Below are 23,699 nucleotides of genomic sequence, written 5' to 3'. Positions count from 1 at the left end.
CGGGGTCAGGTGGCGTAGGCGCGTGGGCATGGAGCCGGTTCGACGGCGAGCGGCAGTGTCCGGCCATGCACGGTAGCGGGTCGCCCCGCGCCGTCCGGGTGCTTGTTCACGCTCGGCCCCATAGGGGCTTCGCGATGGTTGACGGCCCCTTCAACAAAGAATCCCTCTGCGTTCGCTTTCGCTACTTGGGCTGGGGCCGGATGAATCCGGTTGGTGAATCAGGGCAGGGCAGCGCCGTTCGTGTTGTTGGCGTTGTTGTTGTTCGCGGTGCCGTCCGTGTTGACGTTGGGCACGTTGTTCGTGTTGCCGGAGTTGGCAGAACGTTACTGGCCGTCAACCAAGTCATGAGGGAGGAAGCCTTTGTCGCGCGCGGTCTTCCTGTCCGCCGCCATACGGTTCCTGAGTAGGAGCTTTTCGCGTTCGAGACGGGCGATGGTGCGATCGAACCTATTGAGGTCCGTGTTGTCCCAGATCGCTTTTATCAGGGCCATGTCGTCCTCCAGCACGTCGCACCAGCCGACGGCGTCCATGAGATGCCGGCGTCGCAGCTCGTAGGCCTGCCGGTCGGTCGGGTAGACGTCGCGGGCGTGGATGACCGACCGGACCAAGGCGTGCGCGTCCTTCACCGTAGGCAGCGCCAACGTGAAGCGCATGGACTTGGGCACGATCTTCTCCGAGCCCATGAGGCGGATGATCTCGACGCGGATGTCCGTGGCGAGTACCTGCCATTCGAGTGGGCTTGTCTTGCGTTTGCCGACCGGCACGCTCATAAGGCTTTCCTCCAGTGGAAGGCCCCGCGCTAGGGCGCGGGGCGTGGACGGCTAACCTGCGGTTAGCCGAGGTTGAAGCAGGGCAGGGCAGCACCGTCCGCGCTGTAGGCGCCGTAGCTGTCCGCGGTGCCGTCCGTGTAGACGTAGGGCACGTAGTCCGTGCCGCCGGAGCGGGCAGAACGTAGCCAGTACCAGTTATTGGCGCCGGTGCGCTTGCGGTTGGCGTCGCTGCGGGACAGGACGACGTAGGCGTTGTTCGGCGGGGTGCCGCCCGCGGTCTCGGCCGAGTAGGTCTTCTTGCCGAACGCTTCCCATTCGGAGGGCGGGAAGACCTTGGACGCGACGCCGCTGCGCTGGCCGTTGTAGTTGGTGAACGGCACCTTGAGACTGATGATGCTGTTCTTGACTGCCGTGGGCAGCGAGTTGTAGAAGGTGCCTTCCATCCATGTCTTGAGGGTGGACGAGCTCCAGTCGTTGGAGCCGCTGGTGGAGTAGGCCATCGCGGTCGGGAAGAGTTTGTCCGGGACGAACGTGAAGTGGTGCTTGCCGTTCGTGCTGTCGCCGCTGATGTAGTACTGATCGCGGCCGTTGCACACGTACTTGTAGGTCGTGCCGCCGGCGGTGATGGTGAAGTAGTCGCCGGGGATGATCGCGTTGATGTTCGCGTCGCCGGCCTTGGCGATGGCGGCGACCATTTCGGCGGGCGTGGTCTTGCCGGTGTCGTCGAACGGCGTCCAGCCCTCCAAGAGCTCGACTCCGGCCTTGATTTCCTTGCCGACGTAGGTGCCTGCCTTGGCCTTGGCGAGGTTGTCGGTGTAGTACTTGACCTTCTCGTCGTCGGTGGGTCCGGTCTGGATGGCCGTGACGGCGACGGTGGCCTTGACGGTCGGGTCGCTCTTGGATGCGGCGGTGATGGTCGCCTCGCCGCCCTTGAGGTAGCTGATCGTGTACGTGGTACCGGACTTGAGGGCCACACTGGCGATCGTCGGGGCGCTGGAGGTGACGACGAGGGTCTTGTCGGTCGCGTTCGTCGGTGCGACGGTGAAGGTGACATCGACGGACGTCTTGGTGTCGCCTTGGACGGTGGGCTTGTCGACGGTGATCGCGGTGACGGGGACGCGCACGGTGATGGTGAGCTTGGCCGTGGCGGCGGGGTTGCTCTTGGATGTCACGGTGACGATAGCGGTGCCGCCGTCCGTGCCTTCCTTGGCGGCCACGGTGTACGTGCTGCCGGCGCCCTTGGTGAGGGTGACGAGGTCGGGCTTGTCGACGGCGACGGTGAACCGCTTGTTGCTGGCGGTGTCCGGGGCGACGGTGACGGTGAAGTCGGTCGATTCGCCGGTCTTCAAGGTGGCGGCGGTCTTGCTCAGGGTGACGCCGGTGACTGGTACGGCGGGTTTGAACGAGCCGTAGAGGGTTTGGATGACTACCATCAGTTCTCCTTCATGGTTGCGATGCGGATGGTGATTGGTCCGTCGGGTTCGTTGGTGCAGATCATGCGCAGCGAGCCGTCGGGGACGTCGGGGTTGTCGGTGTGGTCCTGAATGACCGGGTTGGCGTTGATGTAGGTCTCGACGTTGTCCACGCTGGTGGTGGCGGGGCTGACGAGGTTCACGGCTTGCAGGCCGGTGATGGCTTTGGTGGCGGTGAGGTTGTCGTCGAAGTCGGCGACGGCGAAGGTGGCGTTGATGATGTGGGCGCCGCCGAGGGCGGTGAGCTTGTTGTCCACGATCTTGACGGTGGTGTCGTCCACGTTCACGCCGATGCCTTCGGTGGACACGTCGAGCGCGCCCGTCGGCTTGGCTTTGGCGGAGACTTGGCCGTCGGTGACGGTGATGCCGTTTCCGGCGGTGACGGTGGCGTTCGAGCCGTCGGCGCCGCGGGGGATGCCGAAGTCGAAGGTGACGTCGCCGTTGTCGTCGGTGGTGCCGGTGACGGTGACCTTGCTTCCGGGGTCGAGGGTGGTGACGGTGCCGATCTTGACGAGGGGCGTGTGGCCATCCGCGCCTTCGAGGTTGCTCATGACGAACTTGAGGGTGCGGTCGGTGGGTGTGCCGCCGGCTTCGACGTGGACGTCCGGGGTTCCGGTGCCGGGTGTGTATTCGAGGGTGATCGATGAGATGGCGGCGGTGTTCTCGCCTCGTTCGCCCTGTGGGATGTCGAACGTGGCGTGGTAGGTGTGGCCGGTCTTGGTCAGGGCCACATTGGCCTTGGTGCCGGGTGCGACGGTGTTGGTTTGGTCGACGACGAGGCCGAAGCCGTCCACGGCGGCCTTCGCTTCGGCGGCGCTTGCTGCGGCGGCGTCCTCGGATGCCTTGGCGGCGGTCTTGGATGCGGTGGCGCTGTCGGCGGCTTGGGTCGCGGTGGTGGCCGAGCTGGCGGCGTCGGTCGCGGATTCCTCGGCCTGATCGGCGTAGCGGCCGGCCTGTGCGTCGCTGGCGGCCGCCTGCGCGGCGGATTCGGCCGCGGCCGTCTCGCTGGCCTTGGCGTTGGTCTCGGAGGTCTTGGCCGCGGTCTCGCTGGCCTTGGCGTTGGTCTCGGAGGTCTTCGCAGCCGCCGCGGAAGCCGCTGCGGCGTCCTCGCTCGCCTTGGCGGCGTTCTGCGAGGCAAGGGCCGCGGCGGCCGAGTCGGCCGCGTTGCTTGCGCTGGTGGCGGCTGCGGCTTCCGATGCCTTGGCGTTGGTCTCGCTCGTTTTGGCCGCGTCCTGCGATGCCTTGGCGGCGTTCTGCGAGGCGAGGGCCGCGGCGGCGCTTGCTGCGGCCTCTTCCTTGCTGGTGCCGATGTCGGCGAGGTGCTGGGCGGCCAGTTTCTCGCTGTCGGCGGCGTTCGCGGCGGATACCTCGGCCTGATCTCGCGCGGCCTCGGCTCGGCGCACGGCTTCCTCGAACTCGCCGGCGGCGTCGCCCGAGGTGACCTTGAGGACGCCGGACTCGACGTAGAGCGTGAAGGGGCGGGTGACGACGGTGCTTTCGTTGGCCTTGCCATCGTTCTGGGTGAACTGGAGGCCGAGCGTCTTCTTGCCGGTGGACTGGATGGCGCTGGATGGGATGGGCGCCTCGAAGGTCGCGGTGGCCGCCCCCGTGACGGGGGTCATGGTGATTCGGTCGCCGAACACCTTCGGGTTGTCCGGCTCGGGGTCGTAGAGCAGTCGTGCGGTGATACCTTCGGGGTCGACGTCCTTGCCGCCGTTGGTGAGGACGGCGCGGACGACTCGCCCGTTGCGGTCGCCGGTCACGGCCGCGATCTGCGGCATGTAGTCGGACGCGGTGTCGCAGCGCAGCGTGATGGCCTTGTAGTCGTTGAGCTTGTCTGCCATTGGTTTTCCTTTACTTCAGGGACAACGACGCCGATGGGACGGGGATGTCCATTTGGTCGTAGTCGGCTTGGGTCCACACCTTCTGTTCGCTCTCGTATTGGTCGAGCAGCGTCTTTGCCCCGGCGGTGTCGCCGTCCACGAGCAGCCTGAGCACGTCGTGGAGCTTGCCGAGCGGGATTTCCTCGATGCCGGCCGGCATGCTCGTGTAGGCGTCGGGGCTGTCGAGGTCGAGCCCGTCGTCGGCGAGCGCCATGAGTTTGGTGTCGAGGACGTTGGTGCTGGCGGTTGATGCGCTGGCGGCTTTGGTGACGGTGCCGACGCCGTCGGCGCTGACCATGACGTGGTAGTTGCTGTAGACGATGGCGCTGTAGTTGTTGGTGACGTCGATGCGGGCGTTGTGGCTTGGGGTGAGTAGTTGGATGCTGTCGTCGGTGGCGTAGACGTGGTATCCGTGGTTGCCCATTTCGATGCCGCGTACTCCGGCCCATCCTGAGTCGCTGGCGACGAGGTAGCTGTTGCCGGTTAGGAGCATGTAGCAGGCGGTTGGGCTGATGCCGACGCATGGGTAGTCTTGGCCGCTGGCGGTGTGGAGGACGGTGCTGCCGGATTGGCCTTGTGGGTCGTCGCCGACTTCGAGGAAGGGGTTGTTGCCGAGGGCGCTGGCGCGGAAGAGGCTTGAGTAGCTGGTGCTTCCGGCGATGGTGAAGAGTTCTCGGCCGCTGGAGACGAGTTTCATGGCGTTGCTGCCGCCTACGGTGAGGTAGTTGTTGTCGTCGGGGCCGATGGTGTTGCCTCTGAGGCTGACGTTGCCGTTGTAGTCGGTCATGGTGCCGGCGTCTCCACCTGAGCCGGTGACGTGGAAGCCGCTGGCGTCGATGGTGGTGGTGGTCCATTTGCCGTCGACGTAGCCGCTGATGCGGATGGTGCCGTCGGTGATCTGGATGCCGCCGCCGCTCGTGAGGTCCCATGTGTTGCCGGCGCCGTCGGTGATGCGGCCTCGTTTGAGGATGACTTCGCCGGTGTTGAGGTTGATGCTGACGGTGTTGGCGTTGTTGTGGATGATGCCGCTGGTGAAGTTGATCTCGCCGGTGTCCAGATTGAAGTAGCTGCTGCCGCCTTGGATGATGCCGGTGACGATGGTGTCGGCGACGAGGCCGGCGCCGGTGCCCATCGTCCGCCATGCCCACGTGCCGTCGCTCTTCCGGCCGTTGGCGATGCGGAAGTAGCCGCCGCCGATCTGGATTGCCATCGTGGCGTCCCGGTCGCTGCCATCGGCGCGTAGGGGCTTGTCGTAGACGATGATGCCCTCGTTGGGCTTCAGGTACGTATAGCCGCCGGTCTGGTTCATCTTGCCGTTGAGGCCGTTGATGACGCCGTCCAAGTAAGGGCCGGTGAGGTTGGCGGCATCGTCCCAGACGCCCGAATGGGACCATAGTTGCTGCACGGTGTTCTGGACCTGTTTGTTGGTCTTCGTGAAGCTGGGGGTCACGTTGCCGAACGTCAGGGTGGTGCCGCTGGCGGATTCGAGCAGGTCTTCCTCGATCTTGAGGACGCGCGCACTGATGCGCAGCGGGGTCGGGAAGAGGCGGTCGACGACTTGGATGGTGTCGCCGATGCCGATGCCCTTGACGCCCTGACCGGCCTGTTCGAGTTGGATGCTGTTGATCTCGTAGGTGACCGACGGGGTGCTCCACTTGGTGAGCTGGGCCTTGCCCAAACGCAATAGGGTGGCGGGGTCGTCGGAGTCGTATTCGATGAAGCCCTCGGAGGGGAGGATTTCCCCGTTGGGGCCGGGGCGCCCGTAGAGCTTCAGCAGTGCGGGGTCGGTGACGTCGATGTACTTCTTGCCGTTGTTGACGGTGTCGATGCTGACCTTGTCGTCGCTGGTGTTGCCGTCGGCGCCGATCTTGCTCTTGCCGTACACGTACAGGCGGGTGATCGGACGCCGGCTGTCGGTGGCTACCCTGACGCCGGTCAGGTCGCGCCCCCATTCGATGCGCCGGCCGAGCATGTCGCCGGTCGAGGCCAGAAGGTTCACGGTCCGGTTCACGATGCGCGTGCCGGTCTCGTCCGGCTCGCAGGTTTCCTCGATCTCCAGATCGTAGGTGTTGGCGATCTGCTGGAGCATGTCGAGGGCGTTGGTCTGCGAGATGTCGAGGTCGGCGGTGTTCGCGCCGTTGGACTCGACCTTGCCGACCTTGAAGCGGGTTTGGTCGAGGCAGTACGCGAGCGCGCCCTGTGCTCCCCCGTTGAGCTTGTATCGGTCGATGCCTTTGAGGCTGAGTTCGTTGAGGATGGTGGGGGCGGTGACCTGCCAGTAGGGTTTGCCGGCCGTGTCATGGACTTGTTCGGGCACGCTGACGCTGTGTTCGCGCCAGACGCCGCTCTTGTCCCTGTAGGCGATGATGTCGCCCTGATCGACCGGGGTGCCGGTGGTGATGGTGAGGGTGTTGGTGCCGTCGGTGCCGAGCTCGCGCGACGCCTTGACGACGTCGTGGAGCTGGCCGTCCGCGAGGGGCTGGCCCCATCGGTCCATGTGGAGGAAACGCATGATCATCCTTAGATGAAGTAGAGGGGTTCGTATTCAATCCAGCCCGAGCAGCCGGTGAGGGTGATGGTGGTCTGCGGGCTGGCGAGTTCCGGGTAGTCGCTGTCCAAGGTCGGGGCGATCGGGGTGCCGTCGAGTGTGGCGGTGCCCTGTTCGCTGTCGACAGCGAGCGTCCGGCCTGCCGCGAACGCGGTTTCCTGCGTGAAGCGCAGCGTGTTCGCCCCGTCGTTGACGCTGATCTCGGTGACGTTCTTGGTGGTCAGGTCGAGGGTTGGCATGGCGAGCCGGTTGCCCTTGATGCCGAGCTGGTTACGGCCCTCGTTGAGCGCGAGGCGTTCGCGGGGGCCGTGCTGGACGCTGTCGTCGGTGGACAGGGTGAGCGTGGTGCCAGTGCATAGGTAGCGCATGCCGGGCAGTATGACGTCCTTCCATTCACCGATCTGGAGTGTCCCCCGGTATTCGCCGTCCCACATGCGCTGCCACCAGATGCTCGTGCGCATGCCTTGGTATTCGCCGAGGCGTTGGCGGAGCTGACGTTGGTCGAGTTCGTCGGCGGTCATGACGATGTCCACGGTGATGTCGCAGCCCTTGTCGTCGTAGGCCCGGCCTTGGCGGTCTCTCAGGGTTTGGTCCAAGAGGCCGTGCCGGCCGGGTATCGACGTGCGGGTGAGCCGTGGTTCGGCGGCTCCGACGGTGATGCCGTCGGAGCCGATGAAGCAACTCCAGTAGGACAGGGGGTGTCCGCCGAGCAGCAGGCTGTCGTCTCCGGGGCGGTAGTTGAAGCGGCTCACAGTAGGGTCTCCATTTCCTGTAGTTCGCCGATGCGACGGTTGAACGCGGGCGCGAGCGCCAGCGCCGCCTCGCGTTCGTTGGTGTAGGTGATCACGAGCGGCAGCTTGCTCAGGGCCGCGGTGAACGCGGTCTCAAGGTCGGCCTGCGTGGTCTGTCCGGTCTGGGCGGGGACGATGCCGGCGGCCTGCGGGGTCGCCATGTGCTGCGTGTAGTCGGCAGGCGGGGTGATGTCCGTGTCGATGGGTTTGACGGTGGGCATCATGTCGTCGGCGGCGGATTGCACTGTGGCGGCCATGTCGGTCATGCCGGCGGCGAGGCCGAGGCCGATCATGCGGCCGACCTGATCGCGGAACACCCGGGACGGGGAGTGGATGCCGAGCGCGTTCTTGGCCTTGTCCACCAGTCCGCTGAGCGCGTTCTGGATGTTGGAGTAGAGGCCGCCGATCGCGCCGCTGATGCCGTTCCACAGTCCTCGGATGATCTGCGAGCCGGCGTTGACGAGCCATGAGCCGGCCGACGAGAAGAATCCTTGGATGCGGCCCGGTATGCTGCCGATCGTGCTCATGAGGCTGCTCGCCATGCTGCTGGCGGCGCTGACCATGCCGTTGAACGCGGCTTGGATGGCGTTCACGCCGGCGCGGATGGCGTTGCCGATAGTGTTCATGACGTTCGTGATGACCGACGCGATGGTCTGGAACGCCTTGCTTACGAGCGATTGCAGGCCGGTGATCACGGCGCCGGCCGCGTTCACGCACGAGCTGATCGTGTTGACCACGGCTTGGAACGCGGTGGACACGGTGGACACGATCGTGCTGACGATGTTGCCGATCACGGTGAGGATGCTCTGGAACGCCGCGGACACGACGCTGAACGCCCCCGACACGGCCGACGCGACGACGGCGAGCGCGCTGATGATGTTGGACACGGCGCCGGCGATGACGGCGAGGATGTTCGTGATGACGGTGATGACGGTTCCTATGGCGGCGACGACGCCGGAGATGACGGACACGACAACGCTGAGGATGGTCTGGATGACGGGGAGTATCATCTGGATGCCGCTGAGCACGATCGATATGACGCTGGTGACGATGGACGCCAGTCCGCTGATGGCGGGCATGATCGCGGTGACGAGGTTCATGAGCGCGGTCATGATGTTCTGGATGACGGGCATGAGCGCGCTGACGAGCTGGGTGATGAGCGGGTAGACGACGTTCATGATCTGGGCGACGGTCTGGACGACCTGCGTGATGACCGGGACGAGCTGCATGATCACGGGGAGCAGTGATTGCACGGCTTGGCTGATCATGGGCAGTATCGATGTGACGAGGCTGCCGACGGTGGTGATCACGAGGCCGATGATGGGCATGAGCGCGCTGAGCATGCTTTGGATGCCGGGCAGGATGGCCGCGATGCTGCCGCCGAGTACCGATGCGACGCTGGTGAGCATGGTGACGAGCGGCGGGAGGGCCGCGGCGGCGATCTGCTGGAGTTGTCCGCCGAACTGGGTGAACAGGGTCTTGACGAGGCCGAGGGGGCTGACGAGGCCCATGATGGTGGTCACGACGGTCATCAGTCCGCTGACGGTGCCGCCGTTGGCGGTGAAGGCGGTGGAGAACGCGGATGCGACCTGTTGGACGATGCCGACGACGGAGGTGAATACGGACGAGATGGTCGAGCCCACCGATTGGAGCGCCGGGCCGATTCCTTCGCCGATCGACGAGAACACGCCCTTCATGGAGGATGCGAGGTCGACGGCGCGCTGTCGGATGAGCACGACGGCGTCCAGAAACTCGTTGCTCCATGAATCGCTGTTGAAGGCGTTGGCGAAGGCGTCGTTGATGTCTCCGGTTTTGATGAAGTTCACCAGTCCGCTGATGCCTTCGGTGAAGTGCGAGGTGAACGTCGAGATGGCGCCGGTGGCGGTCGACATGGCGGATTGCACGGTGCCGATGAACGCCTGAACCGGGGCGGGCAGGTATTGGGCGATTTCGCCGAGGGCGGCGCTCAGGCCGGACATGATGCCGGCTGCGATCTGGGCGACGCGGGGGGCGACGTTCTTGGCGACGGTGATGACCGATTCGACGAGCTGACTGGTGAGGGTCTTCATGTCGGCGTCGTTCTTGCCGAGCTCGGTGAGCCAATTGGTCCACGAGGCCTTCATCATGCCGATGCTGCCCTCGATGGTGGTGGCGGCCTCGCGGCTGGTGGTGCCGGCGATGCCGAGGCTGGCCTGCATGACGTGGATGGCGGCGACGACGTTGCTGAAGCTCATGCTTGAGCCGTCGACGGTGACGCCGAGCTCTTTCTGGACGTCGGTCATCTTGGAGGCGTCGGCGATGAGTCGCTTCATTTCCTCCTGCGTGCCGCCGTAGCCGAGCTTCAGGTTGTCCAGCATGGTGTAGTTCTGCTTGGCGAAGCCTTGGTACGCGAACTGGAGTGCGCCCAGATCGGTTCCCATCTTGTTGGCGTTGTCCGACATGTCGACGATCGCCATGTTGCCGTATTCGGCGGCCTTGGCGGTGTCGCCGCCGAGCGAGCTCACCAGAGAGGCGGCGAACGAGGTGACTTGGTTCATGTAGTCGTTCGCGCTGACGCCGGCGTTCTTGTACGCTTCGGCGGCGTACTTCTGCACGGTTTGGCTGGATTCCTTGAAGAGCGTGTCGACGCCGCCGACGGCCTGCTCGTAGGTGGCGTAGGCGTCGAGGGCTTGCTTGCCGATCGCGCCGAGCGCGGTCGTGGCGACGCCGGCGGCGGCGATGCCGGCCTTGCCGACGGTGGCGAGCACGTTGCCGATCTTGCCGGCGCCGCCCTTGAGGCTGGACGTGAGGCTGGAGCCGAGGGACGTGCCCATGTCCTTGCCGGCCTTGTCGCCGGTGCTTTTCGCGGCGTCGCCGAACGCGCTTTCGATGGCCTTGCCGACGCCCTTCATGCTGGGCACGATCTGGACGACGGCTTGGGCGATTTCGATGGACATGGGCGGTCCTTTCTAGGAGCGGGGGCGTGCGAGCATGGCGCGCATGCTGTCGACGTCGAGTCGTGCGGTGTCCTTGATGGGTTCGGGCTTGGTTCCGGGGCGTTGGAGCTGGCCTTTGAACCGGGCGCCCTTGCGGGCCGCCTCGGGGGTCTTGGCCCATGCGAGGAAGGCAAGCGAGTCGGCGATGTTCGCGAGCAGTTGGTGGATGGCGTCCCATTCGGCGCGGGGGTCGAATTGGCTCCAGATGCGCGCGTTGTCGGGCAGCCATACGGCCAGATCGGCGGCGCGCATGGGTCGGATGCCGTGGCCGATCTGATCGATGTCGAGGTGGTAGAAGCGTTGGAAGTCGGCTCGTAGCGCTGCCGGCGATTTCGCCAGCATGGCTACGAGCTTCACGAGTTTGGGACGATCTGGGCCATGAGGTCGCTGACGAACGGGCCGACCTTGCTCATGGGGATGCGGCCGGTGTCGGGGTCGCGCAGCGCGTCCTTGATCTGGGGCCATGCGCCGCCGCAGATTTTGCGAAGGAAGGGCACGACGGCGAGCCCGTCGCCGTCGCCGTCGGCGGTCTGGATGTCGTAGAGCCATTCGAGCATGTCGAGGTCGTCGAACACGTCGGGGTCGACGTCGAAGGTGACGTTATGGACGGTGACGGTCTTGGTTTTGGTTGCGGGCAGTTTGCGGTCCTGCGGTTTCTTGGCGCCCATCGGGGTTCCTTTCGGGGAATATGGGAAAAGCCCCGTCGGAGTGACGGGGCTTTTCGGTGTCGGGGTGTCAGGCGAGCACGATGACGCGCACCTTGATGTCCTCGCTTGGTTCGGCTATGCAGGTGAAGCGCAGTGAGCCGGCGGGGATGCTGGTGTCGTCGTCGTGGTCCTTGACGGTGATCGTGGATTCGTTCCACGCGGCGATGTTGTCGTCGTCCGGGATGGGGGCGACGAGGTTGAGGGAGCCGAGGCCGGCCACCGGCTTGGTGACCGGCTGCTCGGCTAGCTCGTCGGCGGTGACGGTCAGGTTCAGCGACTTGAAGCCGCCGATGGTGCCGCCACCTGTTTTCAGGTTGTTGACGGCGCGCGCCAGTCCGTCGAGCGTGACGAATTTCTCGGCCATGACGCCCTCCTATCAGGCGAAGAGCGCGTCGATCTCGTCGTTGGTGGCGGCCACCAGATCGGTCTTCTGGTAGTAGCCGGACAGGTCGGTCATGCCGGCGGCGGAGTCCCACTTGTTGGCGGTGGTGGCCGCGTCGCCTTCGCCGGTGGTGACCTCGACGCACATGATGTTGGTGCCGGCAGGAAGGTTCTTTCCGGCGCCCTCGACGAAGTCCGCGGTGGTCGTGAAAGCGTTCGTGATGTTGTACACGTCGCCCTTCTTGGCGTCCGCGACGGCGGGCAGGTCGGCGAACGCGGACGAGCCCTTGGCGTTGTAGACGCTGGTAACGGCGGCGGTGATCTGATCCTGAAGCGCGGTCTTGGCGTCGGAGACCTTCTTGTCGACGGACGTGGCGGTGTCGTAGCCCTTGCCGGTGATGGCGGTCTCGACCTGTTCGGCGGTCTGGTAGCCCTTGCCGTCGAGGGTCTTGGTCACGTCGTCGGCGGTCTGGTAGCCGAGCTTCTTGACGTCGTCGACGGCGTTGGTGCGCGCGGTGCCGGCCGCGGTGTTGGCGATCGTGGTGGCGGCCTCGGTGGTGGTGAACAGCGTCTTGAGCTTCGCGAGGAAGGCCGAGAGGTTGTCGAGGTTGATGAACTTGGTGGCCATGATGGTTCCTTTCGGTTGGATGGTTGGTTATGCGAGGGGCGCGGGCAGGATGGCCGTGCCGAGGGCCCGGGCCTTGGCGCCCTGCGTGGTGTTGTCCACGACGGTGACGATCTGGCCTTCCGCGCCGGCGATCTCGCCGGTGTCGGGCAGTGCGGCCCAGCCGGAGGCGAGGTCGACGACGGTGTCGTAGGACACGTTCGGGGTCTTGTCCGCGTCGGTGACCATGTAGCGGCGCTGGAGGCCCGTGCCGGGCGCGGCGGAGACGGTGACGGTCTGGCCGCCGGAGCGTGCCGCAGCCTTGACCTCGATCACGGCGAGGCCGGTGAACAGGGCGTTGATGTCGTCGTCGGTGGCGGATTCGATGTCGCCCGCCGCCGCGGCGAGCTCGTCGAGCTTGGCGGGAAGGCGGGTGCCGTCCACGTCGACGTCCTTGGCGTTGACCATCGGGAACGTGCCGTTGTTCTTCGGAGCGAGGGTGTCGATCAGTTCGATTGCCATTTCAGCTCACCTCCACGGCGGTGTTGCCGAGACCGGCGTTGGTGGATTTGTAGACGACGTAGGACACGGTCGCGCCGCTGGCGTTGGTGTGGTCGAACGTGGTCAGCAGGCTGAAGCCGCCCTCGAAGCCGCCGACCTTGAACGTCGGGGTGCCCCATGAGGCGGGGAAGGCGTAGTAGATGTGCTGGCCGGCCGCGGCGTTGACGGTGAACGTCTTGGCTCGGTTGGTGGCGAACTCGCCGGTGAAGCCGTTGACGATCTCGTCGGTGACGCCGGCGGCGGCGAGGCTGGCGGCCACGCCCCAGCGGCGGGTGTCGTAGAACGTGACGCCCGCGGTCTTGGACGAGGATGCCTTGCGCGCGTCGGTGGCGGTCAGGGTCCACGTCTTGTTCGCGGTCAGGTTGACGCCCTTGAGGGTGGTGCCCTTGCTGGCGACGTCCTGTGCGTCCTTGTCGAGGGTGAGCGCGGTCGGCGTCTTGTTGACGGCCCATGCGAGGGTCACGTCAGCGACGGTGGCGCCGCGTTCGGCCTGCGCGGGGCTGGCGGTGAACGACGTGACGGCGATCTTGCTGTAGAGCGTGATGGTGCCGTCGTCGGCGATGTCGAAGTCCGCTCCGGGCTTGACGATGCCGGCCTTGTCGGCCGTGGCGATGCCGCCGCCTTCGCCCTTGAGGGCGAATTTGGCCTCGTTGGCCGTGTCCTGCTTCGTCTTGAAGCGGGACAGGCCGTCGAGGGTGACGATCTTGTCGGCCATTTATACCTCCTTGGTGGTTGTGGTGGACTCGAAGAGCTTGTCTATCTCTTCGAGGCTGGCGACGGTGATGGATGCGCCGCCGCCGGCGACTCTGTCGATGTACGCCTTGATGGACGTACCGTCTTCCATGACGATGCGGCAGCGTTGTCCTAGGGATTTCTGGACGTCGCCGTCATCGTCTTGGTTTTCGAGGGTGAAGGTGAGGGGCTTTGCCATTAGGCACCGGCCTTGGCGGTCACCGTGACGGTGATCTGGGCGGTCTTGCCGCCGACGGTGACGGTGATGGTGGCGGAGCCTTCGGCCTTGCGGGTGATGGTCAGCGTCTTGTCCTTGACGGACACGGATGCGATGGTCTCGTTGTCGGAGACGGCCTTGACGAGCGCGTCGGTGGCGTCGGCGGGCTCGTAGGAGACCTCGACGGTGTCGGTGGTGCCGGCCTCGCCGTTGCTTTCGGTCTTGGACAGCGTGACGGTCTCGACGGCGATCGGGTTGGCGATCTTGGCGATGTATTCGCGGGACGAGGCGCCGTCGAGCAGTTCGGACGGGTTCGCGGCCATCGTCACGTCGTACATGATCGCGTCGCCGGCGCTGTAGGAGGTGTCGCCGTAGGCGTTCACGGTGGCGTCGGCGATGACGATGCGCTTGACTCGCTGGCCGGTCATGAGGATTTCGAGCACCATGACGATCGATTCGCCGGTCGGCATGCTGTGGTTGATGACGAAGCCGCCCTCGTCGTCCACGGTGACGTTGCCGGCGCCGTAGCGGAGCTTGGCGGAGTGCTCGTTGAGCTCCAGCATGCTGAACTGGTAGGTCTCGCCGTAGGAGCTGATTTCGGAGAGCACCTTGACGCCGCCCATGTCGTTGACGTCGGTGGTGCCGGTGTCGACGGCGTTGGTGATGCCGTCCTCCGAGATGTAGCCGACGCAGACGAAGGCGTCGTCGAGCGGGGTGTTGGCGTCGGTCGGCAGCGGGGTGCCGGTGGGCGCCCACCAGACGCAGCCGGTGGCGATCGGCTTGCCGAGGGACACGTTGCTCTTGGTGTTGTGCTGGGTTGTGCGGTCCATGATGGTCCTTTCATGAAAAAAGCCGCCTCATTGGGCGGCTTGGGTGACTTGGACGAGTACCTGATAGCGGGCGTGCGGCGGGGGGCCGGGGAACGGCAGGTTGGTCACGCTTTCCACTTGGGTGTCGGCGATGTCGGCGAGCGCTGTCATTTCGAGCATGCGGATGCTGACGGTGCCGGCGGTGTAGGCGGCCTCCGAGCGGTTTTCGGCCCAGATTTGCAGGGTGATGAGTGGTGTTGCGCTGTATCGTCCTTGGGTGCCGCCGGTGCGTTCGATGGTGATGAATCGTGTGGGGCGGTTTGGTGGGACGGTGAGCGTGACGGGCCAATCCTGTAGGTGTGGGTCGCTGTCGAGCCATTGTTTGACGAGTTGTTCGATGATCATTGGCCTATGGCTTTCGTGAGGGTGTCGTATTTGGCGTTGTCCACCATTGCTTTGACTGCGGCGGTGTCGCCGTGGCCTGTGGTCACGAGGGCGATGCTGCCTCGGTCGGTGGTTCTGGCGGGTGCTGTGCGGTATTCGGCGCCTTTGACTTGGCTGAGGCCGTTGGCTCGGTTGGTCATGGCTTGGGCTTGTTTGTTGAGTTCGGCCATGACGCCTGCTGATTGTCGGATGGCTTTGAAGCCGGCGTTGTTGAGTTTGACGGTGCCCATTTATCCTCTTTCGTCCTGTAGTGGCACGGTGAGGTTCCATTGCGTGGGGGTGAGCCCGCCCGTGTAGGGTCTGGGGTCGCCGATGACCGTGTATTCGGTGCCGTCGATGGCGATCTTGCAGCCTCTGAGGCTGTGGTAGGGCCATGTGCGGGGGAAGTGCGCGGTTTTGGCGACGGTGATGCCGTCGGGGCGGGTGGATTCGGTCGCGTTGGAGCCGTTGCCGTCTTGGATGAGGACGTTGGGCACGGTTTCCTCGGTGCGTTCCCACTGGGGTTCGCCGTCGGAGGTGAATCCGTGTTGTTTCCTGCGGATGAGGGTTATGGGTTCGCCCTGCATGTCAGTGTCCTTGTCCTGTGGCGAGGTCGTAGGCCCAAGGTGTGCCGTCGCCGCCGAGCGATTCCTTTTCCGAGGCGGTCAGGTAGATGTCGCCTGACGGGTTCGCGTAGGTGTAGGACTCGCTGTAGCTGCCGGCGGTCTGGGTGCCTTGGGTGATGCCTGTGGTTTCGTCTCTGGCGAGCATGGCGCGTTTGACGACCGCGCAGGTGATGCGTTTGAGGGTCTGCGCGGTCGCTTGGCGCCAGTTCGGGCAGGTGGTCACGATCAGGTCGGAGGCGTCGGCGATGAGCGCTTCGGCCTTGGCCTGTTCCGCCGCGGTGAGCGCGTGCCATCTTGCTTCGAGGTCGGGGACTTCGGCGAACGGCGGTGTGATGCCGCCGCTCGGGGTGTCCCTGCCTTCTTTCACTGGCAGGCCGGTGAGGGGAATGGGCTCGTCGGGGTATCCGTTGGGCATCGCTTCCCCTTTCCGGTTACTTGTCGGCCGCGAGGCCGGCCGTGCGCATGCTCGTGATGAGCGCGTTGAGCTGGCGTTTGGTCTCGTTGGCTTCGGCGGTGAGCGCGGTGACGATGGTCTTGAGTTCGGCGACCTGTTCCACGACGGCGTCGAACTCGGCTTTGGTGGGGGTCTCCCCCGCCGCCGCCGCGCTCGTCTTGGTCGGGGCCGCGGCGTCGGTAGCCTTCACACTTGCGGTGACGGCGGCCTTGGTGACCGGGTAGGTGGCGGGTTTGCCGGTGATCGCGTCCCATGCGATGGTCGTGGTACCGCCGGCGAGCGGGCTGCCGTCGGGTTTCACCAGACGCACAGGGATGGCGAGGACGTCGGGCAGTCCGCCGTCCTCGTCTTCCTGCACTACGAGCGTCTGGGTGAGCGGGGCCGGCATCACTTGCCCGCCTTGGTGGTGGTCGTGGTGTCCGGGGTCTTGAGGACGGCGAGGCCCTTGGGGTCGAGGATGGCGTAGGAGTAGATCGCCTCGGTGCGGTAGGCGACCTGATTGTAGGCCTTCAAGTCCTTGCCGATCTGATCGGGGTCGCCGTAGCGGATGATCTCACTCCAGATGTCGCGCACCATGCCCCACTTGATGAGGCTGAAGTCGCCGAGGAACGCCTTGATGCCGGTGTCCGGGGTGATCAGGCGGCCGTTGACGGTGCCGGAGGTGGCGGCGCTGATGCCGTCGAGGGTGCCGACCTGAAGGTTGATGGGCACCTCGGGATAGAAGCGCTGGCCGGTGGACGGGACGCGGACCTTGCGCAGTTCGGCGGCGGTCTTCTTGGCGAGGGCGATGCCGGTGATGTCGTACTCGTCGGAAACGGCTTCGGCGAGGGTGTCCAGATCGGCCACGATGTCGTCGGTGGCCGGCACCTGCACGGCCTGACCGGACAGGGGCTCGAAGCCGGCCAGCGTGGCCTTCTTCTTCGGGTCGAAGCCGTGGTAGACGACGTAGTCGAGCACGCGGCCGAGGGCGGCGGCCTGATCGTCCTGAATGTGGGAGATGATCTGGAGCTTGGCGTCGTCGTCCGCGAAGGTCAGCTCGTCGGAGACTCGGGTGGTGGTGACGACCTTGAAGCGCTTGCCGACCACGGGGGTCAGGGCTTCCTCGTAGGAGGTCTTCTGCTCGCCCTCGGCTACGACCTCGGCCTCGGAGGAGCCAGTGAAGACCATGTAGTCCTTGTCGATGAAGAGCTGGGGTTCGGACGGGGAGAGCGCGGCGATGGTGGACGTGTCCTTGGCGCGCTTGGTGACGACGGTGGCGACTTCCTTGGGCAGAAGCACCTTGCTGGATTCGAGTGCCATGATGGTTCCTTTCGGTTAGTGGTTGTTGTTGGGGTCAGATTCCGAGGCTGCGCAGGTAGCCGAGCATGTTTTCGTTCGGGCCTTTGCCGGACGGCTGCCGGTCCACGCCGTGGACGGCCGGCGCCTTGGGCTTGGGATGCAGCAGCGCGTTGATTCGCTTGGCGTGGGCCTGAATCGCTTCGAGACTGTCGCCTTCGAGCACGTCAGCGGGCACGCCGGTCTCGGCGGAGACCTGCGCCTTCCATTGCGACTGCTGGGCGGCGGCCTCGTACTTGGCTACCTTGTCCTCCAGTTCCTTGACGTGCTTGGCGGCCTTTTCCTGCTCGGACATGGAGGCTTCCTTGAGCTTTTCCAGCTCGTCGGCGGCCTGCTTGTTGGCCTTGGCGCGTTTCTCCCACTCGCGCGAGTGCTTGAGGGCCTCGTTGTACTTGGCCTCGTAGTCGATCGGCTCGTCGGCCGCGTTCTCGCCGGCAGGCGGGGTCGTGACGTCGGAGCCGCCCGCGCCGGCGGGCGCGTCGATCAGACGGATGTGTCGAGGCCACTGGTGGCGGAACATGGTGGTGTCCTTTCCTCTGGGTTTCGCCCTTTCCGGGCATTAAAAAAGCCACCCGTGCGGGTGGCTAAAACTTGAAGGCCCTTTTGGGCATGAAAAAAGCCACCCGATCGGGGTGGCTTTCGGCTAGTCGGCGAGCGCCGTGGTGATGTTGGCCTTGATCTGTGTTTCGGTGAGGCCGTGGACGGGGTTGTCGTCGAAGTAGCCTTCGCCGTATTCGGCTTGGTATCGCTTGAGTAGGTCGAGGTATTCGGGGTCTGCGGTGTCGTCGTAGACGGGGGTCATGGCGTTTATCCATGAGAGGTTCGATTGGCCTTCCTCGTCGAACGGGAAGGTGTGGAACGGTGTGATTTCGCCGGTTTCCTTGGAGATGAGGCGCGTGCAGTCATCCGCTTGTTCCAAATCGGGCGGGGCGTCCGTGGGCACCTTCCAGTAGTTGGCGTTTTCGTAGCCTTCCGGGCTGGTGGTGCATTCGCCGGCGTAGATTCCCGCCATAATGTCGCGTGCTTGTCGATAACTGACTGTCATTGGTCTCACCTCCTTGTCTCGGGCTTATATTCTATCATTCCTGCGGTTTGATTTCCTTGCCATCGGGGGCGATGGCGGGGACACTCGGGTCGCTGTAGTCCCAGTCGACGTACTCGTGCCACGAGTCGATGAGTTGCTGATCTGTGATGTCCCATCGTTTGGCGTTGGCCTCGTCGACGGTTGGGGCGTGGTCCTTCTCTCCGATTACCCACGGGTTCGGGGTGGGAAGTTCGGCGCCGAAGTTCATGTCGTGATCGGGGGCAAGCGCGTCGGATGGCACCATGTCGTCGACTCGGATGTAGGCGGATTTACCTCGTTTGACTCGGCTGAGGTACTTGTCCGGGTCTCGGCCGTCGCCTTGCAGATCGTGCATCTTGATGGTCTTCTTGCCGTTTTCCATGACGATTTCGGCGTTCCACACATGTCCGCCGCCGCCCCATTTGGTCTGCCATTGTCCGCGGATGAAGAACCGGGCGCCAACGGGGTAGGCGTTGAGCTCTTCGAGGATGCTGGTGGCGTTGCGGCGGGGTGCGCCGTCGGTCCATCGGCGTTGCTTGCCGTCGCGGGTCTGCCAGTTGGATATGTAGAGGTGACTGTAGTTGCTGTGGTCGTTCTTGCCGAGCGGTGCGGCGGTGACGTCGTAGCCGCGCAAGCGTAGTTCGGCGATCTGGCAGCAGCGTTGGCAGTTGTTGGCGTAGGCGTCGTAGATTCCGGGCGCGGTTGTGCCGATGTGCGGGTTGACGATCTTGGCGGTGAGCTGCGAGAGGGATTGCAGCGGCTTGCCGGTCTTGTAGAGCTTGTCCAGTTCCGGCGAGCGGGTTTCTGTCTTCGGGAAGACGCCGTCGGTGAGCAGATCGGCGAAATTGCGGCGCATGCGGGCCAGTGCGGCCTTCATGCCGCCGCCGCCTTGGGTCGACTTCTTCCACATGTCGTAGAGCTTGGAGGGGTCGTAGCCGTCGATCTGAGTCTTGCCCCACGAAGGCACGATCTTGCAGTCGCAGTTCGAGTGGTATTTGTTCCACTTGCCGGCGGTGTCCTCGCTGAGGTACACGAAGCCGCGGGATGCGAGCATGGAGCAGAACGCGCAGGTTTTGCCTTGCGGGACGCGCGCGTAGCGGGGCTTGGTGGGGTCGTTCTTGACGTTGAACATGGTGGTGAGCCTTGCGTTGGCGTTGATCATGTCCTTGGCGAGCGTGGCCCAGTCCTCGTCCGTGTAGTCCTTGGTCTTCATGGCCCACAGGTCGTCCATAGTCAGTCCGGCCTTGCTGCGGCCGTTGACGACGTCGGTGAACTTCAAGCCCGTGAAGTCGGTGGAGTTGTAGCCGCCGGCGACCTGCCAGAAGGCTCGGTCGCCGGACACCTGCGATTCAGTGAAGTCGCCGAGGTCGGCATTGGCGGCTTCGGCCCATGCGGCGCGCACGTTGCGGTAGTAGTCGTTGGCGATGATGTTGGCCTGACGGGAGTAGTCGTCGAGCAGGGCGCGGGCGGCTGCCGCGCCTTCCTCGTCGTAGGTGGCGTTGGGGACCATCGTCTTGGCTTCGAGGATGAGGTCGGAGAGCTGTTCCTGATAGTCGTCCCACAGGTCGTTCAGATGGGCGTTGAACGCCTTACGCTGCGCTGGGCTGAGGTTGCTCAGCGGAAGGCTGTTGCTGTCCATTGGCTACAACCTCCGTTCCTGTCGTGGTGGTTTCGTCCGCGGTGTGAAGTCGGGCGCGCAGCGCGTCCACGGCCTGTTCGCTGCGCTTCTGTTTCTCGTAGGCGCGGTGCGCCTTAATCTCGTCCCACGACAGGCCGGCGCGGGTGAGGCCCACGTCGCTGTCAGCGAAGTCGGGGTTGGTGCTGGCGACCTTCTGGTACCAGTCGGCGCGGGCGGCGTCGCTGGTTTCCTTGACGGGCGCCCAGATCGGTCGCAGCTCTCGCACGGCGTCGGGGTCGGCGCCCTGATAGGCGAGCGCGATGCCCAGCGCGTCCTTGACGGCTCGGCCGAAGCGCTTGTTCTGTCGGTCGGCGGTTCGCGAGAGCTTGCGTTCGGCTTCGGCCATCGCCTCGGCCGAGGCTGGGTTGTCCATCGTGACGCCGAGGTCGTTGACGGGGATGTCGGTCTCGCTGGACACCATGAGCGCGATGGTGCGGAGCATGTCGGCGTGCGGGGTCATGGTGGCCTGCTGGAGCTGCTGCATGGTGGGCTTGTCGCCGTTCTTGTTGGCGGGCATGCCGTTCATGACGGACACGATGGACGACCATGTGTCGTTCGTGAATTTCTTGGACGCGCCGAGGAACCACACGCGGGGTGCGGCGTAGAACTCTGCGGTGGCTTCCATGCGGACCATCGTGCGCAGGCCGAAGTCGGTGAGGTTCATGAGGGTGCGGCTGATGCGGCTGTAGCCGAGCGGGTGGGAGAGCTGCGCGTCGTAGGCGAGCGGGACGACGCTGGGCCGGTCGAGGTTGGTGTCGAGGCGCTGGGCCTGCCATGTGCCTTCGCTGTTGTCGATCTCGTAGACCTTGCCGGGAAGCCATACGTTGAACGCGGTGATGTGGCCGGTCTTGTTGTCCTTGTCGGTGATGGTCAGGGCGGAAGCGAGTCGGCGCCGGCGGCGGTCCCAGATGCCGGCGCTCCAGTCGGCCGAGCGGGGCATGATCAGCATGCGGCCGGTGTCGGGGTCTTCGCTGATCGTGAGGAACGAGCAGCCGTGCGTGTAGGCTGACACGATGCTTTGGGAGACGGCGACGTCGAGCTCGTTGTCCTCGGCGAGTTCGTTGACCTGTCCCTGAAGGCTGTCGGGGGCGTCGAAGCCCTCGAAGACGCTGAGGTCGGCGAGCGCGCGGACGGCTTTGTTGGGCCAGCCGATCATGGGGCGAGCCATTTGCTTCATCTGTTCGGGGATGCTGTAGGAGACGCCTTCGTAGTGGTATTTGCCTTCGTAGTAGATGCTGCGCAGGACGTTGCGGGCGTAGTGGTCGCGCCATGTCTTGAGCAGGTCTTTGACGGTGGGCATGTCCTGCTCGTCGACGCCGGTGATCTGGGTGATGTTGGCGGATTCGACGGCGAGGTAGGCGTCGCGGGTTATGGGGTTGCTGACGGCCATGCCTTGGGTGTCGGTGGTGTTGGGCATCAGTACCATGCCTCCGTTTCTTGGGTGGGGTCTCTTCTGGTGGTCATGGCGCCGTGGAGGGCGATGGTGGTGGCGACGAGGGGGCTGATGTCGGTGTCGTCGTCGGGTCGGTTCCAGCCGAAGAGTCCTTGTTTGTTGATGGGTCGGATGGTGGCTTTCTTGACGGCCTGCCATAGGGGTTGTTGGCCGTCTTCGGGTAGGTGTGTGAGGGTGCCGTCCTTGAGCATGTCTTGGAAGCGGCCGCAGGCTTGTCCCATCGCCGCGCTGTTGGTGACGGTGACATGGATGCCTGCCTCTTGCAGGTCGGTCATGAGGCTCATGGCCGGGCTTTGGGCGTCGATGACGACGGCGGCGGTGTCGTCCCAGACTCGTTCCAAGAGTTGGACGGCCCACATGACGCCGTCCTTGTCGGTGTCGCGGTATTCGGCGAGTTCGATGTGGGCGGTGCCGTCGTCGTATTTCATGCACGCGCCGATGGATAGGCGGGTGCGGCTGGGGTTCATGTCGATGCCGAAGCTCATGACGCCGTCGGGGCGACGCTTGTCGATGGTGGCTTCGTCCCATTTGGCCTGATCGATGGCGGTGTTGGTCTGGTTTTCGTCCCAGATGCCGAGGGCTTCGCGGCGGAAGTGTTCCTCGGTGAGGCTGTCGAGCAGGTTGAGGACGGCTTCGTCGCTGGTGTGCGACGGATAGCTTGGGTTGGCTTTCTTCCATTGCTCGCGGTCGAGTAGGTCGGCGTTGCGGTCGGCGCAGTATTCGACGTAGAGGCTGGAGTGTGCCCGGCCGGAGAGTGCTTTGGTGCGTAGGCGGGTGAAGGTCTCGCCGTTGTCCCTTGGTCCGGGCGGGGTGCCCATGTAGATCGTCTGGGGGTTGTAGGCGCGGTTCTGGGTCGGCAGCATTGCGGCCATAGCGCTGTCGGAGAGGTGCTGGCACTCGTCGATGACGAGCAGGCCGACCTTCTTGACGCCTCGCAGGGCGCCACGCTCTCGGGCTCGGAAGAAGATGCGGCTGCCGTTGCGGAAGCGTATCTCTTCCTTGCCGGCGGCGAGGGTCACGCCGTGGTCGGGGTCCACAAGGCTTGCCATTTCGGGGCGCAGCACGATCGCGGTCATGCCCTCGAACGTGTCCTTGATGACGCCGAAGTGGTGCGCGGTCCACACGGCTCGAAGGCCGGGGTTCTGCGCGCACCGGTGGATGACGACCCAACCGATGTCGAACGTCTTGCCGGTCTGGCGGGGAATGGACAGGACGACGTTGCGGGCCGCCCAGAATCCCTCCACGCTCAAAGCGAGCGCGTACCGGTTGATCTGGCGTTGCCATGTGTCGAACCGGTCGCCGGCCGCGTTGGCGAGCGCGTTGAGGCTGGGTTCTTGGGTGGAGTGCATGCCGTCGGGGACCACGATGCGTGCGGCTCCGTCAATCTTGGGTGTCATCGTCGAGGATGGCGTCTTCCACGTCGAGCGCTCGGGACACCGGGTCGTCGGTCTTGGCGGCCTTGTCGATCGCGTCGATGGCCTCGGACAGGTCCGCCAAGCGCTTGATCAGGGACGACAGGTCGCGTGGCGCTACGTTGCCTTCGTCGAGCTTGTCGGCGATGAGGTTGCGCATGGCTACCAGCAGCCGCCGGCGGTCCCCGGAATTGGCGGCGTTCCTAAGCGTCTTCGGCTTTCGGACGGCCTTCTTGGCAGCGGGTTTACGAGCCCTTGCGACCATGAGTGTCACCGTCCTTTCTGTGGAATTTTTCCCCGGGGGTAAAACGGCGCTTTGCCCGTGGTCGCCGCCTCCCGGCCGGGTGGGGTGGCCTCCCCACCCCTTCGCTGCGATTTCATTCGCCGAACCAGTCCGACGAGCGAACGGGCGGCACCGGGCGGGGGGAGGCGAATGGCGATTTGCCTTCCCTGATCAGCCGGGCCACCGTCTCACGAGCCCATTGCAACGAATGCGTCGACTTGACGCGATTACACCAACGATGAGCCGCACCACTGTTCGCAGACGACAACGAACCACCACGAGCCAACGGCACCGTCTCGTCCACCACGAAACTCAACGGATGCGGCGCTCGCAGACCATAGTCGATGGGACGACCGCAGATATAGCAATCAGCTCCCATCAACTCCCACCTTCTACGCTCCAACCGCCGCTTATGCCCGTTCGCATAACGAGGGTTCACGCTCATGGCAGGCGCTCGCTGTCTGTGTGCTGCGTCTGTGTCGTGTTGGTGTGGCCGGGCTGGTGGGTGGTGGGGTGCATGGG

Annotated in this window: 26 protein-coding genes; all 26 read right to left on the bottom strand. The window is 64.8% G+C overall.

Features of this window, described 5'->3' with window-relative positions:
- Window positions 1-323: 323 nt before the first annotated feature.
- The 26 genes from JS528_RS09625 to JS528_RS11645 all read right to left on the bottom strand — a co-directional run bounded on the left by JS528_RS09625 (window position 324) and on the right by JS528_RS11645 (window position 23,159).
- Window positions 324-770, bottom strand: a complete 447-nt coding sequence (locus tag JS528_RS09625; RefSeq protein ID WP_214358846.1) for a hypothetical protein — start codon at window positions 768-770, stop codon at window positions 324-326.
- A gap of 62 nt (window positions 771-832) precedes the next feature.
- Window positions 833-2,203 carry a DUF6273 domain-containing protein gene (locus JS528_RS09620; RefSeq protein ID WP_214358845.1) on the bottom strand — a complete coding sequence of 457 codons (1,371 nt, stop codon included), beginning with the start codon at window positions 2,201-2,203 and terminating at the stop codon, window positions 833-835.
- Window positions 2,203-4,086, bottom strand: coding sequence for a hypothetical protein (locus JS528_RS09615; RefSeq protein ID WP_214358844.1), 1,884 nt, complete (start codon window positions 4,084-4,086; stop codon window positions 2,203-2,205). The genes JS528_RS09620 and JS528_RS09615 overlap by 1 nt, the downstream gene beginning before the upstream one ends.
- Window positions 4,087-4,096: 10 nt before the next feature.
- Window positions 4,097-6,637, bottom strand: coding sequence for a phage tail spike protein (locus tag JS528_RS09610; RefSeq protein WP_214358843.1), 2,541 nt, complete (start codon window positions 6,635-6,637; stop codon window positions 4,097-4,099).
- Window positions 6,638-6,645: 8 nt separating this feature from the next.
- A complete protein-coding gene (locus JS528_RS09605) occupies window positions 6,646-7,425 on the bottom strand; it encodes a phage distal tail protein (RefSeq protein WP_214358842.1) in 780 nt (259 codons plus the stop codon).
- Window positions 7,422-10,400, bottom strand: a complete 2,979-nt coding sequence (locus tag JS528_RS09600) for a phage tail protein (protein WP_214358841.1) — start codon at window positions 10,398-10,400, stop codon at window positions 7,422-7,424. The genes JS528_RS09605 and JS528_RS09600 overlap by 4 nt, the downstream gene beginning before the upstream one ends.
- A gap of 12 nt (window positions 10,401-10,412) precedes the next feature.
- Window positions 10,413-10,796, bottom strand: a complete 384-nt coding sequence (locus tag JS528_RS09595) for a DUF5361 domain-containing protein (protein WP_338069785.1) — start codon at window positions 10,794-10,796, stop codon at window positions 10,413-10,415.
- A complete protein-coding gene (locus JS528_RS09590; protein ID WP_214358840.1) occupies window positions 10,793-11,107 on the bottom strand; it encodes a hypothetical protein in 315 nt (104 codons plus the stop codon). Before JS528_RS09590 ends, JS528_RS09595 begins: the two co-directional genes overlap by 4 nt.
- Window positions 11,108-11,174: 67 nt before the next feature.
- Window positions 11,175-11,510, bottom strand: a complete 336-nt coding sequence (locus JS528_RS09585; RefSeq protein WP_214358839.1) for a hypothetical protein — start codon at window positions 11,508-11,510, stop codon at window positions 11,175-11,177.
- 12 nt (window positions 11,511-11,522) lie between these two features.
- Window positions 11,523-12,155 carry a hypothetical protein gene (locus tag JS528_RS09580; protein WP_214358838.1) on the bottom strand — a complete coding sequence of 211 codons (633 nt, stop codon included), beginning with the start codon at window positions 12,153-12,155 and terminating at the stop codon, window positions 11,523-11,525.
- 27 nt (window positions 12,156-12,182) lie between these two features.
- A complete protein-coding gene (locus JS528_RS11650) occupies window positions 12,183-12,653 on the bottom strand; it encodes a hypothetical protein (RefSeq protein WP_240541448.1) in 471 nt (156 codons plus the stop codon).
- 1 nt (window position 12,654) lies between these two features.
- Window positions 12,655-13,407 carry a hypothetical protein gene (locus JS528_RS09570; protein ID WP_214358837.1) on the bottom strand — a complete coding sequence of 251 codons (753 nt, stop codon included), beginning with the start codon at window positions 13,405-13,407 and terminating at the stop codon, window positions 12,655-12,657.
- On the bottom strand, window positions 13,408-13,623 hold the full coding sequence (locus JS528_RS09565) for a hypothetical protein (RefSeq protein ID WP_214358836.1): 216 nt from the start codon (window positions 13,621-13,623) through the stop codon (window positions 13,408-13,410).
- Window positions 13,623-14,471, bottom strand: coding sequence for a phage tail tube protein (locus JS528_RS09560; RefSeq protein WP_214358835.1), 849 nt, complete (start codon window positions 14,469-14,471; stop codon window positions 13,623-13,625). Before JS528_RS09560 ends, JS528_RS09565 begins: the two co-directional genes overlap by 1 nt.
- Before the next feature lie 27 nt (window positions 14,472-14,498).
- A complete protein-coding gene (locus JS528_RS09555; RefSeq protein WP_214358834.1) occupies window positions 14,499-14,855 on the bottom strand; it encodes a hypothetical protein in 357 nt (118 codons plus the stop codon).
- Entirely contained in the window at window positions 14,852-15,124 is a 273-nt protein-coding gene (locus tag JS528_RS09550) for a hypothetical protein (RefSeq protein WP_214358833.1), read from the bottom strand. The genes JS528_RS09555 and JS528_RS09550 overlap by 4 nt, the downstream gene beginning before the upstream one ends.
- A complete protein-coding gene (locus tag JS528_RS09545) occupies window positions 15,125-15,460 on the bottom strand; it encodes a hypothetical protein (RefSeq protein ID WP_214358832.1) in 336 nt (111 codons plus the stop codon). It abuts the gene before it with no gap.
- Window position 15,461: 1 nt separating this feature from the next.
- The gene (locus tag JS528_RS09540; RefSeq protein WP_214358831.1) at window positions 15,462-15,914 is read right to left on the bottom strand and encodes a Gp19/Gp15/Gp42 family protein; all 453 of its coding nucleotides are present in this window, start codon (window positions 15,912-15,914) and stop codon (window positions 15,462-15,464) included.
- A 16-nt stretch (window positions 15,915-15,930) separates the two neighbouring features.
- Window positions 15,931-16,341, bottom strand: a complete 411-nt coding sequence (locus JS528_RS09535) for a hypothetical protein (protein ID WP_214358830.1) — start codon at window positions 16,339-16,341, stop codon at window positions 15,931-15,933.
- Window positions 16,341-17,252, bottom strand: a complete 912-nt coding sequence (locus JS528_RS09530) for a phage major capsid protein (RefSeq protein WP_214358829.1) — start codon at window positions 17,250-17,252, stop codon at window positions 16,341-16,343. The genes JS528_RS09535 and JS528_RS09530 overlap by 1 nt, the downstream gene beginning before the upstream one ends.
- Before the next feature lie 34 nt (window positions 17,253-17,286).
- On the bottom strand, window positions 17,287-17,808 hold the full coding sequence (locus JS528_RS09525) for a DUF4355 domain-containing protein (RefSeq protein ID WP_214358828.1): 522 nt from the start codon (window positions 17,806-17,808) through the stop codon (window positions 17,287-17,289).
- A gap of 123 nt (window positions 17,809-17,931) precedes the next feature.
- The gene (locus JS528_RS09520; RefSeq protein ID WP_214358827.1) at window positions 17,932-18,333 is read right to left on the bottom strand and encodes a hypothetical protein; all 402 of its coding nucleotides are present in this window, start codon (window positions 18,331-18,333) and stop codon (window positions 17,932-17,934) included.
- Between the two features lie 34 nt (window positions 18,334-18,367).
- Window positions 18,368-19,990, bottom strand: a complete 1,623-nt coding sequence (locus JS528_RS09515) for a VG15 protein (RefSeq protein ID WP_214358826.1) — start codon at window positions 19,988-19,990, stop codon at window positions 18,368-18,370.
- Complete coding sequence (locus JS528_RS09510; RefSeq protein ID WP_240541447.1) at window positions 19,941-21,455, bottom strand: phage portal protein; 1,515 nt, start codon at window positions 21,453-21,455, stop codon at window positions 19,941-19,943. Before JS528_RS09510 ends, JS528_RS09515 begins: the two co-directional genes overlap by 50 nt.
- The gene (locus JS528_RS09505; protein WP_214358825.1) at window positions 21,446-22,879 is read right to left on the bottom strand and encodes a terminase; all 1,434 of its coding nucleotides are present in this window, start codon (window positions 22,877-22,879) and stop codon (window positions 21,446-21,448) included. Before JS528_RS09505 ends, JS528_RS09510 begins: the two co-directional genes overlap by 10 nt.
- Window positions 22,863-23,159: a hypothetical protein gene (locus JS528_RS11645; RefSeq protein ID WP_240541446.1), complete on the bottom strand. Its 297-nt coding sequence runs from the start codon at window positions 23,157-23,159 to the stop codon at window positions 22,863-22,865. The genes JS528_RS09505 and JS528_RS11645 overlap by 17 nt, the downstream gene beginning before the upstream one ends.
- Window positions 23,160-23,699: the final 540 nt, after the last annotated feature.

This window comes from Bifidobacterium santillanense (assembly GCF_018555385.1).
Classification (GTDB): domain Bacteria; phylum Actinomycetota; class Actinomycetes; order Actinomycetales; family Bifidobacteriaceae; genus Bifidobacterium; species Bifidobacterium santillanense.
This window is presented reverse-complemented; position numbering and strand designations above follow the sequence as displayed.

Excerpts from the sequence above, each read along its gene's own strand:
- JS528_RS09615 (WP_214358844.1), bottom strand. The coding sequence starts at position 4,086 with ATGGCAGACAAGCTCAACGACTACAAGGCCATCACGCTGCGCTGCGAC.
- JS528_RS09525 (WP_214358828.1), bottom strand. The coding sequence starts at position 17,808 with ATGTTCCGCCACCAGTGGCCTCGACACATCCGTCTGATCGACGCGCCC.
- JS528_RS09600 (WP_214358841.1), bottom strand. The coding sequence starts at position 10,400 with ATGTCCATCGAAATCGCCCAAGCCGTCGTCCAGATCGTGCCCAGCATG.
- JS528_RS09535 (WP_214358830.1), bottom strand. The coding sequence starts at position 16,341 with ATGCCGGCCCCGCTCACCCAGACGCTCGTAGTGCAGGAAGACGAGGAC.
- JS528_RS09580 (WP_214358838.1), bottom strand. The coding sequence starts at position 12,155 with ATGGCCACCAAGTTCATCAACCTCGACAACCTCTCGGCCTTCCTCGCG.
- JS528_RS09540 (WP_214358831.1), bottom strand. The coding sequence starts at position 15,914 with ATGCCCAACGGATACCCCGACGAGCCCATTCCCCTCACCGGCCTGCCA.
- JS528_RS09610 (WP_214358843.1), bottom strand. The coding sequence starts at position 6,637 with ATGCGTTTCCTCCACATGGACCGATGGGGCCAGCCCCTCGCGGACGGC.
- JS528_RS09585 (WP_214358839.1), bottom strand. The coding sequence starts at position 11,510 with ATGGCCGAGAAATTCGTCACGCTCGACGGACTGGCGCGCGCCGTCAAC.
- JS528_RS09620 (WP_214358845.1), bottom strand. The coding sequence starts at position 2,203 with ATGGTAGTCATCCAAACCCTCTACGGCTCGTTCAAACCCGCCGTACCA.
- JS528_RS09510 (WP_240541447.1), bottom strand. The coding sequence starts at position 21,455 with ATGGTACTGATGCCCAACACCACCGACACCCAAGGCATGGCCGTCAGC.
- JS528_RS09530 (WP_214358829.1), bottom strand. The coding sequence starts at position 17,252 with ATGGCACTCGAATCCAGCAAGGTGCTTCTGCCCAAGGAAGTCGCCACC.
- JS528_RS09515 (WP_214358826.1), bottom strand. The coding sequence starts at position 19,990 with ATGGACAGCAACAGCCTTCCGCTGAGCAACCTCAGCCCAGCGCAGCGT.
- JS528_RS09625 (WP_214358846.1), bottom strand. The coding sequence starts at position 770 with ATGAGCGTGCCGGTCGGCAAACGCAAGACAAGCCCACTCGAATGGCAG.
- JS528_RS09505 (WP_214358825.1), bottom strand. The coding sequence starts at position 22,879 with ATGACACCCAAGATTGACGGAGCCGCACGCATCGTGGTCCCCGACGGC.
- JS528_RS11645 (WP_240541446.1), bottom strand. The coding sequence starts at position 23,159 with ATGGTCGCAAGGGCTCGTAAACCCGCTGCCAAGAAGGCCGTCCGAAAG.
- JS528_RS09560 (WP_214358835.1), bottom strand. The coding sequence starts at position 14,471 with ATGGACCGCACAACCCAGCACAACACCAAGAGCAACGTGTCCCTCGGC.
- JS528_RS09545 (WP_214358832.1), bottom strand. The coding sequence starts at position 15,460 with ATGCAGGGCGAACCCATAACCCTCATCCGCAGGAAACAACACGGATTC.
- JS528_RS09570 (WP_214358837.1), bottom strand. The coding sequence starts at position 13,407 with ATGGCCGACAAGATCGTCACCCTCGACGGCCTGTCCCGCTTCAAGACG.
- JS528_RS09520 (WP_214358827.1), bottom strand. The coding sequence starts at position 18,333 with ATGACAGTCAGTTATCGACAAGCACGCGACATTATGGCGGGAATCTAC.
- JS528_RS09550 (WP_214358833.1), bottom strand. The coding sequence starts at position 15,124 with ATGGGCACCGTCAAACTCAACAACGCCGGCTTCAAAGCCATCCGACAA.
- JS528_RS09565 (WP_214358836.1), bottom strand. The coding sequence starts at position 13,623 with ATGGCAAAGCCCCTCACCTTCACCCTCGAAAACCAAGACGATGACGGC.
- JS528_RS11650 (WP_240541448.1), bottom strand. The coding sequence starts at position 12,653 with ATGGCAATCGAACTGATCGACACCCTCGCTCCGAAGAACAACGGCACG.
- JS528_RS09590 (WP_214358840.1), bottom strand. The coding sequence starts at position 11,107 with ATGGGCGCCAAGAAACCGCAGGACCGCAAACTGCCCGCAACCAAAACC.
- JS528_RS09555 (WP_214358834.1), bottom strand. The coding sequence starts at position 14,855 with ATGATCATCGAACAACTCGTCAAACAATGGCTCGACAGCGACCCACAC.